This window comes from Gammaproteobacteria bacterium, from assembly GCA_013003425.1.
Lineage (GTDB): Bacteria > Pseudomonadota > Gammaproteobacteria > Steroidobacterales > JABDKV01 > JABDJB01.
Window position 1 is genome coordinate 45,740 of record JABDJB010000035.1, and the last position, 16,056, is coordinate 61,795.

The 16,056-nt window shown below is 61.1% G+C and carries 13 protein-coding genes and 1 tRNA gene; 10 read left to right on the forward strand and 4 right to left on the reverse strand.

Features of this window, described 5'->3' with window-relative positions; genetic code table 11:
- Positions 1-5: 5 nt before the first annotated feature.
- Positions 6-3,704, forward strand: a complete 3,699-nt coding sequence (metH, locus tag HKN06_05560) for a methionine synthase (GenBank protein NNF60781.1) — start codon at positions 6-8, stop codon at positions 3,702-3,704.
- A 60-nt stretch (positions 3,705-3,764) separates the two neighbouring features.
- Positions 3,765-4,088 (forward strand): hypothetical protein, encoded by a 324-nt coding sequence (locus tag HKN06_05565; GenBank protein NNF60782.1) that lies wholly within the window; start codon positions 3,765-3,767, stop codon positions 4,086-4,088.
- Here HKN06_05565 and prmC read toward each other — a convergent pair.
- On the reverse strand, positions 4,069-4,929 hold the full coding sequence (gene prmC / locus HKN06_05570) for a peptide chain release factor N(5)-glutamine methyltransferase (protein ID NNF60783.1): 861 nt from the start codon (positions 4,927-4,929) through the stop codon (positions 4,069-4,071). The genes HKN06_05565 and prmC overlap by 20 nt on opposite strands.
- Positions 4,930-5,034: 105 nt before the next feature.
- Between prmC and HKN06_05575 the strand changes: the two genes are divergently transcribed.
- Together HKN06_05575 and HKN06_05580 are read left to right on the forward strand one after the other, a co-directional pair.
- Entirely contained in the window at positions 5,035-6,429 is a 1,395-nt protein-coding gene (locus HKN06_05575; GenBank protein ID NNF60784.1) for a pyridoxal-phosphate dependent enzyme, read from the forward strand.
- On the forward strand, positions 6,426-7,583 hold the full coding sequence (locus HKN06_05580; GenBank protein NNF60785.1) for a cystathionine gamma-synthase: 1,158 nt from the start codon (positions 6,426-6,428) through the stop codon (positions 7,581-7,583). The genes HKN06_05575 and HKN06_05580 overlap by 4 nt, the downstream gene beginning before the upstream one ends.
- Here the strand turns inward: HKN06_05580 and HKN06_05585 are convergent.
- From HKN06_05585 to HKN06_05595, 3 genes are read right to left on the reverse strand one after another with little or no spacing between them, the layout of a single operon-like run.
- The gene (locus HKN06_05585; GenBank protein ID NNF60786.1) at positions 7,580-8,584 is read right to left on the reverse strand and encodes a cysteine synthase A; all 1,005 of its coding nucleotides are present in this window, start codon (positions 8,582-8,584) and stop codon (positions 7,580-7,582) included. The two genes, HKN06_05580 and HKN06_05585, sit on opposite strands and share 4 nt — an antisense overlap.
- Positions 8,585-8,593: 9 nt before the next feature.
- Positions 8,594-9,679, reverse strand: coding sequence for a peptide chain release factor 1 (gene prfA, locus HKN06_05590; GenBank protein ID NNF60787.1), 1,086 nt, complete (start codon positions 9,677-9,679; stop codon positions 8,594-8,596).
- 24 nt (positions 9,680-9,703) lie between these two features.
- Positions 9,704-10,966: a glutamyl-tRNA reductase gene (locus HKN06_05595; GenBank protein NNF60788.1), complete on the reverse strand. Its 1,263-nt coding sequence runs from the start codon at positions 10,964-10,966 to the stop codon at positions 9,704-9,706.
- Between the two features lie 197 nt (positions 10,967-11,163).
- Here HKN06_05595 and HKN06_05600 point away from each other — a divergent pair, with 197 nt between their 5' ends.
- The 6 genes from HKN06_05600 to pth form a co-directional block, all read left to right on the forward strand.
- A complete protein-coding gene (locus HKN06_05600; GenBank protein ID NNF60789.1) occupies positions 11,164-12,870 on the forward strand; it encodes a tetratricopeptide repeat protein in 1,707 nt (568 codons plus the stop codon).
- Positions 12,870-13,448, forward strand: a complete 579-nt coding sequence (gene lolB, locus HKN06_05605) for an outer membrane lipoprotein LolB (protein ID NNF60790.1) — start codon at positions 12,870-12,872, stop codon at positions 13,446-13,448. The genes HKN06_05600 and lolB overlap by 1 nt, the downstream gene beginning before the upstream one ends.
- A gap of 75 nt (positions 13,449-13,523) precedes the next feature.
- Positions 13,524-13,598: transfer RNA gene (locus HKN06_05610), tRNA-Gln, on the forward strand.
- Between the two features lie 109 nt (positions 13,599-13,707).
- Positions 13,708-14,646: a ribose-phosphate pyrophosphokinase gene (locus tag HKN06_05615; protein NNF60791.1), complete on the forward strand. Its 939-nt coding sequence runs from the start codon at positions 13,708-13,710 to the stop codon at positions 14,644-14,646.
- Positions 14,647-14,883: 237 nt separating this feature from the next.
- The gene (locus tag HKN06_05620) at positions 14,884-15,564 is read left to right on the forward strand and encodes a 50S ribosomal protein L25/general stress protein Ctc (protein ID NNF60792.1); all 681 of its coding nucleotides are present in this window, start codon (positions 14,884-14,886) and stop codon (positions 15,562-15,564) included.
- A 132-nt stretch (positions 15,565-15,696) separates the two neighbouring features.
- Positions 15,697-16,056: aminoacyl-tRNA hydrolase (pth, locus tag HKN06_05625; protein NNF60793.1), on the forward strand; the 360-nt coding region annotated here is incomplete at its 3' end.

The following is a 16,056-nucleotide window of genomic DNA, read 5'->3' on the forward strand; positions in this document are numbered from 1 at the left end:
ATGCAATGAGCTCTGACGTTCGCAAGGCACTCGACGAGCTGCTCACGCAGCGCATCGCTGTACTCGATGGCGCGATGGGTACGCAGATACAGTCGCACCGGCTGACTGAAGAAGATTTCCGTGGTGAGCGGTTCGCGAACTGGCCGCAGGACCTCAAGGGCAATAATGACCTGTTGTCATTAACGCGGCCGGATGTGGTTCTCGACATCCACCGTGAGTATCTGCGCGCCGGCGCCGATATTATCGAGACCAACACCTTCACCGCCAACGCACCGTCTATGGCCGATTACGGCATGGCGGATATTGCAGCGGAACTGAACGAGGCGGCAGCACGGCTGGCGCGGCAGGCAGCCGACGAGATCGGGCGAGAAACAGGCAGGTTGCGTTTTGTTGCCGGCGCGCTGGGACCGACGACGCGAACGGCATCGATTTCGCCGGACGTCAATGACCCCGGCACGCGCAATGTTACTTTCGATGAGCTGGCCGAGACTTATGCCGATTCGACGCGGGCACTGTTGCGCGGCGGTGTCGACCTGCTGCTGGTGGAGACGATTTTCGACACCCTCAATGCCAAGGCAGCGTTGTTCGGTATTGCGACAGTCCTGGAGGAAGTCGACCAGGATGTGCCGGTAATCGTGTCCGGCACGATTACCGACGCTTCCGGCCGCACCTTGTCGGGCCAGACTACCGAGGCATTCTGGAACTCCGTACGCCACGTGCGTCCGTTTATGGTGAGCCTCAACTGCGCGCTCGGTGCCGCCGAACTGCGTCCGTACATCGAGGAACTGTCGCGCATCGCTGATTGCTGGGTTGGTGTCTATCCCAATGCCGGGTTGCCAAATTCCTTTGGCGAATACGACCAGACGCCGCAGGAAATGGCCGCAATAGTCCGTGAATTTGCCGATGCCGGCTTCGTCAATCTCGTGGGCGGCTGTTGCGGCACAACGCCGGGGCACATCGGGATGCTGGCGCAGGCAGTGGAAGCGTGTGCGCCGCGCGTTGTGCCCGAACTGAAAACCCGCACCAGGCTCAGCGGACTGGAGCCGCTGAACATCAGCCCCAGCAGCCTGTTTGTCAACGTCGGCGAGCGTACCAACGTTACCGGCTCGGCGGTATTCCGCCGGCTGATTACCGCTGGCGATTATGCAAAGGCCGTCGACGTTGCGCGTCAGCAGGTGGAAAACGGCGCGCAGATAATCGACGTCAACATGGACGAGGGCATGCTCGAATCCGAGCAGGCTATGACCACGTTCCTCAACCTGGTTGCCGCAGAGCCCGATATTGCCCGGGTGCCGGTAATGATCGATTCATCAAAGTGGAGCGTAATCGAAGCCGGGCTCAAGTGTGTGCAGGGCAAAGGCATCGTGAACTCGATCAGCCTGAAGGAAGGCGAAGATCAGTTCCTTGAGCAGGCGCGACTGGTGCGCCGCTACGGCGCTGCGGTAATCGTGATGGCCTTCGATGAGCAGGGGCAGGCTGACACGTTCGAGCGCAAGGTGGAAATATGCGAGCGGGCCTACAACCTGCTCATCGACAAGGTAGATTTTCCGCCTGAAGACATCATCTTTGACCCGAATATTTTCGCAGTTGCCACCGGTATCGCCGAACACAATGGCTACGGCAAGGCGTTTATCGATGCGGTGGCCGCGATCAAGCAGAAGCTGCCGCACGCGCTGGTCAGCGGCGGTGTCAGCAATGTTTCTTTTTCCTTTCGCGGTAACAACCCGGTGCGCGAAGCGATGCACTCGGTGTTTTTGTATCACGCGATCGAGGCCGGCCTGGATATGGGCATCGTCAATGCCGGGCAACTGGAAATTTACGAGGAAATCCCGGCCGAACTGCGTGATGCGGTCGAGGATGTAATTCTCGGCCGGCGTGACGACGCAACCGACCGGCTGCTGGCAATCGCCCAGAGTTATCAAGGCGAGGGCAAGGCAGCCGCTGCGCCCGATACCGCCTGGCGCAACAAGCCCGTGCGCGAGCGGCTGTCGCATGCGCTGGTCAAGGGCATCGACGAATTTATTATTGCCGACACCGAGGAAGCACGGCAGCAGGCTGACATGCCCATCGAGGTTATCGAGGGGCCGCTGATGGATGGCATGAACGTCGTAGGCGACCTGTTTGGTGCCGGCAAGATGTTCCTGCCGCAGGTCGTCAAGTCTGCGCGGGTGATGAAAAAAGCCGTCGCACACCTGGTGCCTTACATCGAGCGCAGCAAGGGCGGTCAGAGCAGCTCGAACGGCACCATTGTCGTGGCGACGGTCAAAGGTGACGTGCATGACATCGGCAAGAACATCGTCAGCGTGGTCCTGCAGTGCAATAACTTCAAGGTAGTCGATCTTGGCGTCATGGTGCCGGCCGAGAAGATCCTCGAGGCGGCGCGCATCAACGATGCCGATATCATCGGCCTGTCCGGGCTGATCACTCCGTCGCTGGACGAGATGGTTCACGTTGCGGCCGAAATGCAGCGAACCGGGTTTGATATTCCGCTGCTGATTGGTGGCGCAACAACCTCGCCGGCCCATACGGCGGTAAAGATCGACCCGGCCTATGAGGGTGCGGTTATTTACGTCAAGGATGCCTCGCGTGCTGTCGGGGTGGCGCAGTCACTGGTAAGCACCGAGAACCGCGAGATATTCGTTGCCGATGTGGCACAGGAATGCGCCCGCCGTCGCGAGCAGCATGGCCGGCGCAGGCGTAAGGGACCGGAGCTGAGCCTGGAGCAGGCGCGCGCCAATCGCTGGCAGTGCGAATGGCAGGAGTACCAGCCGCCACAACCGTCCGAGCTGGGCATCGAGACATTCGATAACTATTCGCTGGAAGAACTTGCGCGTTATATCGACTGGGGGCCGTTTTTTAATGCATGGGAGCTGAGCGGGGGGTTCCCGCGCGTGCTCGACGACGACAAGGTTGGCGAAGCAGCGCGTCGTCTGTTTGCAGACGGTCAGAAAATGCTTGAGCGCATCATCAATGAGCGCTGGCTGCGGGCACGTGGCGTCATTGGTCTGTTTGCCGCCAATCAGACCGGGCTGGACGATATAGAGGTGTACTCCGGCCCCGACCGCGATCAGGTTCTGGTTGAACTGCATCATTTGCGACAGCAGAAAAAGAAGCCGGCAGGGCAGGCGCATTACAGCCTCGCCGATTTCGTCGCGCCACGCGACAGCGGCCGGGACGATTACGTCGGGGCGTTTGCTGTGGCAGCCGGGGGGCTCACAGAACGGGTTGCAGCCTTCGAAGCCGACAACGACGACTACAACGCAATTCTGCTGAAATCGCTCGCCGATCGCTTTGCCGAGGCCTTTGCCGAACGGCTGCATGAACGGGTACGCCGGGAATACTGGGGTTATGCCGCCGATGAGAAGCTCGGCAACAACCAGCTCATCGCCGAAGACTACCGCGGCATCCGGCCGGCGCCGGGCTATCCGTCCTGCCCCGATCACACCGAAAAACAGACGCTGTGGCAATTACTCGATGTTGAGGCGCGCGCCGGCATCTCGCTGACCGAGTCCTTTGCAATGCTGCCAACAGCGGCCGTCAGCGGCTGGTACTTCTCGCATCCGGACTCGAAGTATTTTCCGCTGGGCCAGATTGCACGCGATCAGGTTGTTGACTATGCGCGCCGCAAGGGCGTCAGCATCGAGGCTGCCGAGCGCTGGCTGAGCCCGGTACTCGGCTATGAAGCAGGAAGTGCCGCAGCCTGACTGCGTGTGCCGCGACGGCTTTAGTGGCGGCAGCCGGCCCTGCTATGATCGACTGCACTGATGGAGCTGAACTTCAACAAGGAAAAGCAGCGTGTGGCAGAGATGTCAGACGCCGAACTGATTGCGCGGATTCGCGATCCGCGTATCAACGCAACGGACCGAATGCTTGTCGAAGCCGAGATTGCACGGCGGGGCGTTAATCGGCATCAGCGAGTAAGCGTGCCGCGTGAACCGGAAAAACGCGGGTCGAAACTGATGTCGAATCTTTTTTCACTCCTGATTGTTGGCGGCATAGTGATTTCCATCGTCGCCAGCATGCTCGACGATATGGGCATCGACATAATCGAGTGGCTGCGTGAATTACTCAGCGGCGCTGAGGGCTGATATCCGGTTTTCGGCCCATCGTCAGCCGCGCCCGGTCGCCGAGATCCCGGCGCGTGGAAATATCCGTAAAACCGGCATCCCGCATCAGCTGCGCAACTGACTCTGCCTGATCATAGCCGTGTTCGAATAACAGCCAGCCGGCTGGCTGCAGGCAGCTCATTGCCTGCGGCACGATTTGCCGGAATGCTTCCATGCCATCGTCGCCGGCGACCAGAGCCAGCGGCGGTTCGGCGCTTACGCCATCGGTCTGCAGGTGCGGGTCATTTGCGGCGATATACGGCGGGTTGGACACAATAAGATCAGCGCCGGCCAGCCCGGTGAGCCAGTTTGCCCGAACGAAATGTATGTTCAGGTTCAGCCTGTCGGCATTGGCCCGCGCAACCTGCAAAGCAGCGGCCGAGATATCCGTTGCGATGACCTTTGCTGCCGGGAGCTCGCTGGCCAGCGCAAGGGCAATTGCGCCGCTGCCGGTGCCGGCATCGATGATGCAGTCGTGCAGCCCGGCCAGCGCCAGGGCCTGTTCCACCAGCAGCTCCGTTTCCGGTCGTGGCACCAGCGTGTGGGTATTCACTTCGAGTTGCAGCGACCAGAATTCTCGCACGCCGGTGAGGTAGGCCAGCGGGATGCCGCTGTTGCGCTGGTCAACCAGCTGCAAAAACTCCTGCACGACGGTCTCCGGCAATTCATGCTCCGGCCTGGCCGCCAGCCAGGCGCGATCCTTCTGCAACAGGTGAGCCAGCAACAGCTCGGCGTCCAGGCGTGGCGCAGACGTCTCCGCGAGCTGCCGGGCCGCATTAGCGAGCACGGTGGCGACTGTATTTTGCGCTGGTTTTTCGACCATCACTGACATGCGGCCAATGATACCGTGCCACCAGCGCATAGCCGCCGGTTACGGGCTAGAATAGCGCCACTTCCAGCCACCTGTTGCCCGCCGGAGTTTGCGACCATGAGCATTTACCGCAGCGTGCTCGAGATGATCGGGAACACGCCTCTGCTCGAGATAACCAATATCGACACCGGTCCGTGCCGGCTGTACCTCAAGCTGGAGCTGGCCAATCCGGGCGGGTCCATCAAGGACCGTATCGGTATCGCGATGATCGAGGCCGCCGAGAAGCGCGGTGACATCAGGCCGGGCGATACCATTGTCGAGGCAACTGCCGGGAACACCGGTATCGGGCTGGCGCTGGCTGCTGCACAGAAGGGCTATCGCCTTGTTCTGGTGATACCCGACAAGATGAGCCAGGAAAAGATTTTCAACCTGCGCGCAATGGGGGCAGAGATAGTGCTGACCCGTTCCGATGTTGCCCGCGGTCATCCCGAGTATTACCAGGATCTCGCCAGCACGATTGCCACTCAGAACGGTGGCTATTACATCAACCAGTTCGGTAACCCGGACAACCCCGATGCTCACGAAGCGACCACCGCTCCGGAAATCTGGGAGCAGATGGGCCACGATGTGGACGCCGTGGTGGTTGGCGTGGGTACCTCCGGCACGATTACCGGTCTGACGCGGTTTTTTCGCAAGCACGCACCGAAAGTGCAGATTGTGCTGGCCGATCCCAAGGGTTCGGTGCTCGCAGACTACGTTGATACCGGCAAGCTTGGTGCCAGCAGCACCTGGCTGGTGGAGGGAATTGGCGAAGACTTTATCCCCGACATAGCCGATCTCGAAGCGATTGCCAGCGCCTACACCATAGACGATGCCGAGTCGTTTTCGGTGGCACGTGAGTTGTTGCTGAAGGAAGGCCTGCTGGCCGGTTCGTCCAGCGGCACGCTTGTAGCTGCCGCCTTGCGCTACTGTCGCGAACAGACTGAGCCAAAACGGGTGTTGACCTTTGCCTGTGATACCGGCAACAAATACCTGTCAAAGCTTTACAACGACTTCTGGATGGAAGACCAGGGTTTTGTTCAGCGTGAGCAGCATGGCGACCTGCGCGACCTGATTGGTCGGCCGCACGAGCAGGCGGCGACGGTTACGGTAGGTCCGGAAGACATCCTGGTGACCGCGCACAATCGGTTACGCAATGCGGGTTTTTCCCAGCTGCCGGTGATGGAAGCCGGCGAGCTGGTCGGTGTGCTCACCGAGGAAGACATTATTCGCATCGCCTTCGGACACCCGGAGCGGCTGCATGATCATGTACATACGGCGATGCAGACCGCGTTTCCGAGTGTGCAGATCGATTTTGGCATCCAGAACCTGGTGGCATTGCTCAGTGGTGTGCCGTATACGGCCGTTGTTCACGATGGCAGGTTTCTTGGCCTGATAACGCGCGCCGATGTACTGAATCATCTGCGCAAGCAAATGCCGCCCGACGCAACGCCAACGAGAGACAGTGCATGAGCGATAAACGCAAACAAAAATTCGCCACCCTTGCCATCCATTCCGGCCAGGCACCCGATCCGTCGACCGGGGCGGTGATGATGCCGATATACGCTACATCGACCTATGCGCAGGCCAGTCCGGGCAAGCACCAGGGCTACGAGTATTCACGCACCCAGAATCCGACGCGGATGGCCTACGAGCGCTGTGTCGCCGGACTGGAAAATGGTACGCACGGCTTCGCCTTTGCTTCGGGCATGGCGGCCACCGGAACGCTGCTCGAGCTGCTCGACTCCGGCAGTCACGTCGTGGCAATGGATGACCTTTACGGCGGCAGCTATCGGCTGTTCGAGCGTGTGCGCAAGCGGTCGGCCGGGCTGGATTTCAGTTTCGTCGACATTACAGACCGCGCTTCACTGGAGAACGCGATCCGGCCACAGACAAAGATGATCTGGATCGAGACGCCCACCAACCCCATGCTCAAACTGGTCGATCTGGAAATGGTCGCAGCAGTGGGGCGTGAGCGTGGCATCCTGACCGTAGCCGACAACACTTTTGCAACACCGTACGTGCAGCGACCGCTGGACTACGGTTTCGACATAGTTATGCATTCGGCGACCAAGTATCTAAATGGGCACTCTGATGTCGTCGGCGGCGTCGTGGCGGTCCGCGAAGACGAACTGGCCGAGCAGCTGGCCTTTCTGCAAAATTCCGTCGGTAGTGTGGCAGGGCCGTTTGACAGTTTTCTCGCATTGCGTGGACTGAAGACGCTGGCGGTGCGCATGCAGCGTCACGGTGAAAATGGCCAGCGCATTGCCGAGTATCTGGAGACACGGGATGAAGTCGAGCGAGTCATCTATCCGGGCCTGCCGGATCACCCGCAGTACGAGCTGGCGCGGCGGCAGATGCATTCCTTTACCGGCATGGTTTCGCTGGTAATGCGTGGCGGGCTGGCCCAGGCCAGTCGTTTTATGGAGCGGCTGCAAATTTTCACCCTGGCCGAGAGCCTCGGTGGCGTCGAAAGCCTGGTGAATCATCCGGCCATCATGACTCACGCTTCAGTGCCGCCCGAAAAACGGCAGGAGCTGGGTATCAGCGACAGCCTGGTGCGTCTGTCGGTCGGCATCGAGGACATTGATGACCTGATCGCCGATATCGACCAGGCCCTGGGCTAATCGCCCTGGGTCAACCAGTCCGGTACCGTGACGCCTTTTTCGCGTAAAAATTCCGGATCGTACAAACGCTGCAGGTAACGCAGGCCGGTATCGCACAGGATTGTAACGATCGTATGGCCAGGGCCCAGTTCGCGTGCCAGGCGCATGGCGCCGGCAACGTTAATGCCGCTGGAACCACCGAGGCACAGGCCCTCGTCATGCATCATTGAAAAAACCAGCGGAAGGGCCTCGCTGTCCGGTATCTGCATGGGGAAGTCGACCGTGCATCCATCCAGGTTGCCGGTAATGCGGCTGTTGCCGATACCCTCTGTGATCGAGCTTCCCTCGACCTTGAACTCGCCATTGGCAAAATAGTTGTACAGCCCGCTGCCATGAGGATCGGACAATGCGATCTTGATATCCGGGTTGCGTTCCCTGAGACAGGCGCTGACACCGGCCAGTGTGCCACCGGAACCGACCGCACAGACGAAGCCATCGACCTTGCCGGCGGTCTGCTGCCAGATTTCCGGCCCGGTTGTGCGGTAATGGAAGTCACGGTTGGCTGTGTTGTCGAACTGGTTTGCCCACAACACACCACGCGATTCGGTTTGCCCCAGCTGCTGCGCCAGTTCGCGTGACTGATGTATGAAGTGCTGTGGATTCTTGTAGGGCACCGCCGGAATCTGATTTATCTGGCAGCCATAGGCGCGCAGCGCGTCGACTTTTTCGCGGCTTTGCGTGTTTGGCATCACGATAACCGTGCGGTAGCCGAGTGCATTGCCAACCAGCGCCAGGCCGATCCCGGTGTTGCCGGCGGTGCCTTCAACAATGACGCCGCCTTTATCGATTGCACCACGCTGCTCGGCGTCGCGAATAATTCCCAGTGCGGCACGGTCTTTTACCGAAGCGCCCGGGTTTAGAAACTCGGCCTTGCCGTAAATATCGCAGCCGGTGGCTTCCGAGGCACGACGCAGGTAAAGCAGCGGCGTATTGCCGATAGTGTCGAGGATGGTGGTGGTCATGTTTCTTCTTTATTCGATATCAAGGTCGTCGAGCTGTTCGGCCTGATACTCGGCCCGCAGCGGGTCGATAACCTGGTCGAGATCACCCTCGAGGATATCACTGAGACGGTAAAGCGTGAGATTGATGCGATGGTCGGTGACCCGGCCCTGCGGAAAGTTATAGGTGCGGATACGTTCGGAGCGATCACCCGATCCTACCAGCGACTTGCGCTGCTGCGCACGTTCCCTGTTCTGCCGGTCGCGCTCGTCGCCCAGCAGCCGTGCCCTGAGCAAAGACTTTGCACGGTCGCGGTTCTTGTGCTGCGAGCGCTCGTCCTGGCACTCCACCACGATGCCTGTCGGCAGGTGCGTGATACGCACGGCGGAATCGGTCTTGTTGACATGCTGGCCACCGGCGCCGGATGCGCGATAGGTGTCGATGCGCAGTTCGTCATCCTTCAGTTCGATCTCATCAATTTCCTCGGCTTCCGGCAGGACCGCCACGGTGCAGGCCGATGTGTGGATGCGGCCCTGTGATTCGGTTTCCGGTACTCGCTGTACACGGTGAGCGCCGCTTTCAAATTTGAGGTGCGCGTAAGGCTGCTTGCCCCGCAGGCTGACGATTATTTCCTTATAGCCGCCGTGTTCGCCGGCCGACTCACTCATGATTTCCATTTTGTACTTCATGCGTTCGGCGTAGCGGCTGTACATGCGAAAAAGATCACCCGCGAAAATTGCCGCCTCGTCACCGCCGGTACCGGCGCGTATCTCGAGGTAGACGTCCTTGTTATCGAGCGGATCGACCGGAATGAGGTGCGCGCGAAGTTTCCGCTCCAGGCTGGTGGCAAGTTCTGCCGCGGCATCTGCCTCGCTGCGTGCCAGCTCGGCCATTTGCGGATCATCGTCGCCGGCCATTTCTGCTGCCGCTGCCTGTTCGTCACAGGCGCTCTGCCATGCGTGAAAATCCTTGACGACCGTCTCGAGGCGCGAAAACTCCCGCGACAGGTCGCGGTACCGGGTCTGGTCGGTAATCACGTCCGGATCGGCCATCAGCGCCGCCACTTCCGTGTGACGCCCGACCATGGCGTGCAGCCGTTTTTCCATTCCTGGTCTCATGGTGGGCAATTGTGCCAGAGCGGCTCAGTCGGAGTCTTCGGGATCGAGCGACAGGCCGAACAGCTCGGCGGCCGCGCGGCTCAGGCCGACGTCGGCTTCCTCGCCCGCCTGGCGCAGGGTGGTGCTGGGGCTGTGCAGCAGTCGGCTGGTCAGCGTGTTGGCGATAAACTCGATTACCTCGACCGGGTCGCGACCCGCTTTAAGCATGCGACGCGCCTGCTCAACCGTAATATCGCGTGTCTGCTCGACCTGGCCACGCAGCTGGCGAATCAGGGGCGCCGCGTCGCGCGTCGCGAGCAGTTTGTCAAAGCGTTTGGTTGCCGCCTCGATTATCACGCGGGCGTCGACGGCAGCCTCGGCACGGCTGCGCTGGTTGCGCTCGATGACGCTGTGCAGGTCATCGACGGTATACAGGTAAACATCCTCGAGGTCGGCAACATCGGCCGCGATGTCACGCGGGACAGCCAGGTCAACCATGAACATTGGCCGGTGCCGACGCTTCTGCAGCGCTGATTCAACCATCCGGCAATCGATGACAGGCTCATTGCTGGCAGTGGATGAGAACAGGAAATCGGCTTCGGCCAGGTGGGTTGCAACCTCGTCCAGCGAAATTGCATACGCGCCAAACTGCAGAGCCAGCCCGCGCGCCCGCTCGACGCTGCGGTTGGCGATGACCATGCGGCCGATTCCGTGTGAATGCAGGTGCCGGGCCGTCAGCTGTGTCGTTTCCCCGGCTCCGACCAGCAGCGCAGTCAGCTTGTCGAAGCGTGAGTAGACCTGGCGCGCCAGCGACACCGCCGTCGACGCAACCGATACCGGGCTGGCACCAATGCTGGTGTCGGTGCGCACCTGCTTGGCAACTGCCAGCACCTGCTGGAACAGCAGATTCAGCAAAGAGTCGGCAGTACCATGCTGCTGTGCCACCGCATAGGCCTGTTTTACCTGGCCAAGGATCTGCGGTTCACCCAGCACCATCGAATCGAGCCCGCAGGCGACTTCGAATACATGCCGTACTGCAGCCGGGCCGTCGAGCACGTACAGCGAGTCGCGGGCAGCGGCAGACAACCCACGATGCTCTGCAAGCCAGTCGCACAGGTTGTCGGCCTGCGCAGCCTCCATGTCGCAATACAGCTCGGTGCGATTGCAGGTCGAAAGGATGACAGCCCCGCGCACCCCGCTGGTGGCGTGCAGCTCACGCAGCGCTTCGGGCAGCCGGGCCGGATCGAACGCGACCTGTTCACGAATTTCCACAGGTGCGGTGCGGTGATTCACCCCGAGCACGTACAGGTTGCTGCGTGACCGGTTCAATTCAATGCAACCCGGGCAGGTTCAATGCGGTCAAAGATGTTGGCGGGCTGGTGCTGATGGCTGCGTACAAGACAATGACCGGAGTCGCGGAAACGCAGGCATTGTCCGGGATGCGGCGAACGCCATCAACCCGCGGCTTTCGGTTATAGTGTTGTGAGACCCACCCTGGTGCCTGTATGAAGCCACGATTTGACAGCCGTCCCGAGGCGGTTTTGCTGATTGCCGTGTTGCTGGGCGGTTGTGCCGGCACCGGCCAGTTGCCTGAACGGGGGCAGCAGGCGGAGGAAGTTGTACCGTTCGAGACCGCCGCCGGTGAGGCGTCATATCACCTGCTGCTGGCGGAGCTTGCACTCGAGCGGGACCAGTTCGATGGAGCTGCAGATGAATACCGCCGGGCAGCGCAGCTGAGTGATGACCCGGAGATTGCGCAGCGGGCCGCGACCCTGGCGTTCAGCCTCGGCCGCAACAAGGACGCATTGGTCAGCGCGCAGCGCTGGGCCGCGCTGGAACCGGCCAGCGTCGAGGCGCGTCGTTACCTTGCCAGCCTGTACCTGCGTGAAAGCGACCTGGACGGCGCGGTAAACGAGCTGACCGGTTTGCTGGAAATGCTGGGTGACACCGCCGAGGACGGTTTTTTGTCGATCACCAGCATCCTGCTCGAGGAGCCTGACCAGGTGATTGCCTCGCGGGCAATGGACCGGCTGGTAGCGCGCAAGCCGGAGGTGGCCGCAGCCCACTACGGGTCTGCGTTGATGGCGATGCAGGCCGGGAACTACGACAAGGCGCAGCGTGAAGTGCTGCGAGCCGAGCAGCTGCGCCCGGACTGGCCACGTGCCGGTCTGCTGCACGCAAGAGTCCTGGTGGCGCGTGGCGAGGAAGACTCCGGACTGGAAAAGGCAGCGGAACTTGCACGCAACGCCAGCGATCCGTCGCTGCGCCTCGATTATGCGCTGTTGCTGGCCAATCTCGATCGCGAAGGGGAGGCCCGGCTGGAGCTGGACCTGCTGCTGCAGGAGCATCCACGCATGGCCGGCGCGCTGCGGGCAGCGGGTCTGCTGGAGATGCGTCGGGGTGATCTTGATGCAGCACAGATGCATTTTACTTCGCTGCTGGCGACCGGCCGCGGAACCTGGGAAGCATTTTTCTACCTTGGCACCATCGCCGAGCAACGCGAGCAGACTGCGCGTGCCATTCGCTATTACAGCCAGGTTCGCGACGGCGACCTGGCCATCACTGCGCAGGCACGAGCGGCGGGGTTGTACGAAAAACTCGGTGACATCGACCGGGCAGTCGACCATCTGGTTAACTTTTCCAACGCCGTGCCTAAATACGATGCACAACTTAATATTGCGGCCGGCGAGTTGCTGGCACGCAATAAACAGATGCAGCGGGCGCTGGAGATTTACGATGCCGTTTTGGCGCGTCATCCGGGAAACCGGGCGGCACGATTTGCCCGGGCCTTCGTGTACGAAGACCTGGACCAGGTTGACCTGGCGATCGTCGAGTTGCGGGCTCTGCTGAAAGAACAGCCCGATGATGCCACCGCGCTCAATGCACTCGGCTATACCCTGGCTGACCGCACTGATCGACACCGTGAGGCGTACCGGCTGATTCGCCGGGCCTATGACCTGGAGCCTGGTAATCCGGCAATTATCGACAGCCTGGGCTGGATCGAATACAAGCGCGGTAATAACGAGGCGGCACTGGAATACCTGCAGAAGGCGTACCGGCTGGTGCGCGACCCCGAAATTGCCGCGCACATCGGCGAGGTTCTGTGGGTGCAGGGCCGCACCGAGGAAGCCGTGGAAATCTGGCAGACGTCACTGGAAGAAAACCCCGATGACACATCGCTGCTGGAGGTCATGCAGCGATTCAGCCAGTGATGCGCGGTTTTTTGCCGGTACTGTTGCTGTGTGTTGCCGGCTGTGTGCCGGGGCAGCGCGGTGATGCTCCGGCGGACTGGGTTTCGCGCAGCGCCGCGCTTGCCGAACTCCCGGCCTGGTCGCTCGACGGGCGCATCGCGCTGCAGGTCGGGCAGCGTGGTTTTAACGGCGCATTGAGCTGGCAGCAGGCCGGCGATGAAATGTCGATCAATTTTCGCGGGCCGCTCGGTGCCGGGGCGTTCCGCGTAACCGGCACCACCGGTGCCCTGGTGCTGGAAAGCGCCAACGGTGATACCTACCTGCTGGACGATCCACAGGGCACGCTGTCGGCCGAGCTGGGCTGGGGCGTGCCGCTCGACGCGCTGCGCTACTGGGTCATCGGCCTGCCGCATCCGGCGTATGAGGCGCGGGAAAGCTTTGACCCGACCGGTCGGCTCGCGACCCTGGAGCAGCTCGACTGGCGGGTGCTTTACGAGCGCTACCAGGCTGCCGGAGACTGGGAGATGCCGCGCAAGATCCGTCTGCACAACGGCGACCAGGTCAGCATTCGTATCGTAATCAGTCGCTGGTCGCTGTAGCAGCCGGCCTGCGATTGACACCCTCGCGGCGCAGTCTGACAATGACGCCGCAGCGCCGGGAGGCGGAATCCGATTTGGGGTGTAGCCAAGCGGTAAGGCAGCGGGTTTTGATCCCGTCATGCGCAGGTTCGAATCCTGCCACCCCAGCCATATTCAGCAGGTGATCATCGTGGCCCACAGAAACAAACGCTCCGACCGCTTCCTGCACAACCCCGGTGACGTGACGCGGCTTCCCAACGAGACCGCCGAGCCGGCAGAGATGGCAGTGTTTGCCGGCAACGCCAACCAGCCGCTGGCGCGCAGTATTGCGCGGCACCTGCGCATGCCAATGGGACGTATCAGCGTCGGCCGCTTCGCCGATGGCGAAGTCAGCATCGAAATACTCGAAAACATCCGCGGCCGGGATGTGTTCCTTGTGCAGTCAACCTGTCCGCCGGTGAATGACAACCTGATGGAGCTGCTGGTCATGGCCGACGCCTGCCGCCGTGCCTCGGCAGCGCGGATTACCGCGGTAGTGCCGTATTTCGGTTACGCCCGGCAGGACCGCCGGCCCCGCTCGTCGCGAGTGGCGATTACGGCAAAAATGGTCGCCAATCTGCTGACCTCAGCCGGCATTGACCGGTTGCTGACAGTTGATCTGCATGCCGACCAGATCCAGGGCTTTTTTGATATCCCGGTCGACAACGTCTACGCGTCCCCGGTGTTGCTGGGTGATGCCTGGAAACGCAAAGAGGGTGACGTGGTGGTTGTCTCGCCGGACGTCGGTGGTGTGGTTCGCGCGCGTGCGCTGGCCAAGCGGCTCGACGACGCCGACCTTGCCATTATCGACAAGCGGCGCCCGCAGGCGAATGAATCGAAGGTAATGAACATTATCGGCTCGGTTGCGGGAGAGACCTGCATCATGATCGATGACCTGGTCGATACTGCCGGCACCATGTGCCAGGCAGCGGCCGCGCTGAAGGAAGCCGGCGCCGTCAAGGTTCTGGCATACATCACCCATCCGGTCCTGTCGGACCCGGCAGTCGAGCGCATCAGCAACTCGGTCCTGGACGAGCTGGTCGTCACCGACACGATCCCGCTCGGCGCCGAGGCCGCCGCCTGTCCGCGCATCCGCCAGCTCAGCGTCGCGGAATTACTGGCCGAGACCATGCGCCGGATCAGCGGCGAGGAATCGGTCAGCTCGCTCTATGTTGACTAGGGTCGTTCGCGGCTGAAGGAGTCGCGGCAAGATGCCGCTGCCACGTACCACCCGTGGGAGCGCCTTCCAGGCGCGATAAATCTCGCGGAAAGCCGCCGCTTGGGGAATCGCGGCAAGATGCCGCTCCCACGCCAAATGGCCTGATTCGGGGGCCGATTTTGCTCGCAACCGGCCGAAAGCTCTGGCAGTATTGCCGGCTCGCCTGGTCGCGGGCGAGCGGATTTACGGAGCATTATTATGAGCAAGTCATTCGAATTGACTGCGGAGCTTCGGGAAGACAAGGGGAAAGGTGCGAGCCGCCGCCTTCGTCTTACCGACAAAGTGCCTGCAGTGTTGTACGGTGGTCGTGACGAGGCACGTGCCTTGTCGCTGGACCACGGCCAGCTTTTGCACAAGCTGGAAAACGAGTCGTTTTATTCGTCGATTTTGACGATCAAGGTGGGCGACGTCGAGCAGCAGGCCATTCTCAAGGACCTGCAGCGTCACCCGGCCAAGCGCCGGCTGCTGCACGCTGATTTCCAGCGGGTGCTGGCCGACGAAAAAATTACTCTCAGCGTGCCGCTGCATTTCCTCGGCGAGGAAGATGCACCAGGCGTCAAGGCTGGCGGTATTATTTCCAAAATGCAGACCGAGATTTCAATTTCCTGTTTGCCGGGCGATCTGCCGGAGTACCTCGAGATTGACATGTCCGAGCTGGAGCTGGACAAGATGATGTACCTGTCCGAGATCGTTACGTCTGACAAGGTGGAAATAACGGACCTTTCGCACGACCGCAATGAACCGGTTGTCGCTATCCATCGACCGATGAAGGAAGAAGAGCTGGAGCCGGTCGAAGGCGAAGAGGCAGCAGAGGGCGAAGTGCCAACCATCGACGAGACCGAGGCGAAAGACACAGACACGCCGGAAGGCGAGTCCTGATTCTGTTCCCGGGGCGCGGGCGGAAAGCCCGCGCCTGTCTCTGACTGATTCGTTGTGCTGCAATTGTTCAATTGGCTGCGCCGCTGGCGCGGCATACCCGACACGCCTGCAGAGGATCTCTGGGTGCACCTGATTGTTGGCCTCGGTAATCCCGGCTCCGAGTACGAGCAGACCCGGCACAACGCCGGGTTCTGGTTCGTTGACGAACTTGCGTCACGCCATGGCGGCCGGTTTTCGACTGACCGGAAGTTCAGCGGCGCTCACGCACGCATTTCAATTGACGGTGCAGATGTCCGGCTGCTGAAGCCATCGACCTTTATGAACGAAAGCGGCAAGTCAGTGCGCGCGATGGCGCAGTTTTTCAAAGTGCCGGTTGAGAAAATACTCGTGGTACACGATGAGATCGACCTGCCGCCGGGCAGCGCGCGGCTGAAGCTGGGTGGCGGCCACGGTGGTCACAACGGACTGCGCGATATCGTCGCGCAGATCGGG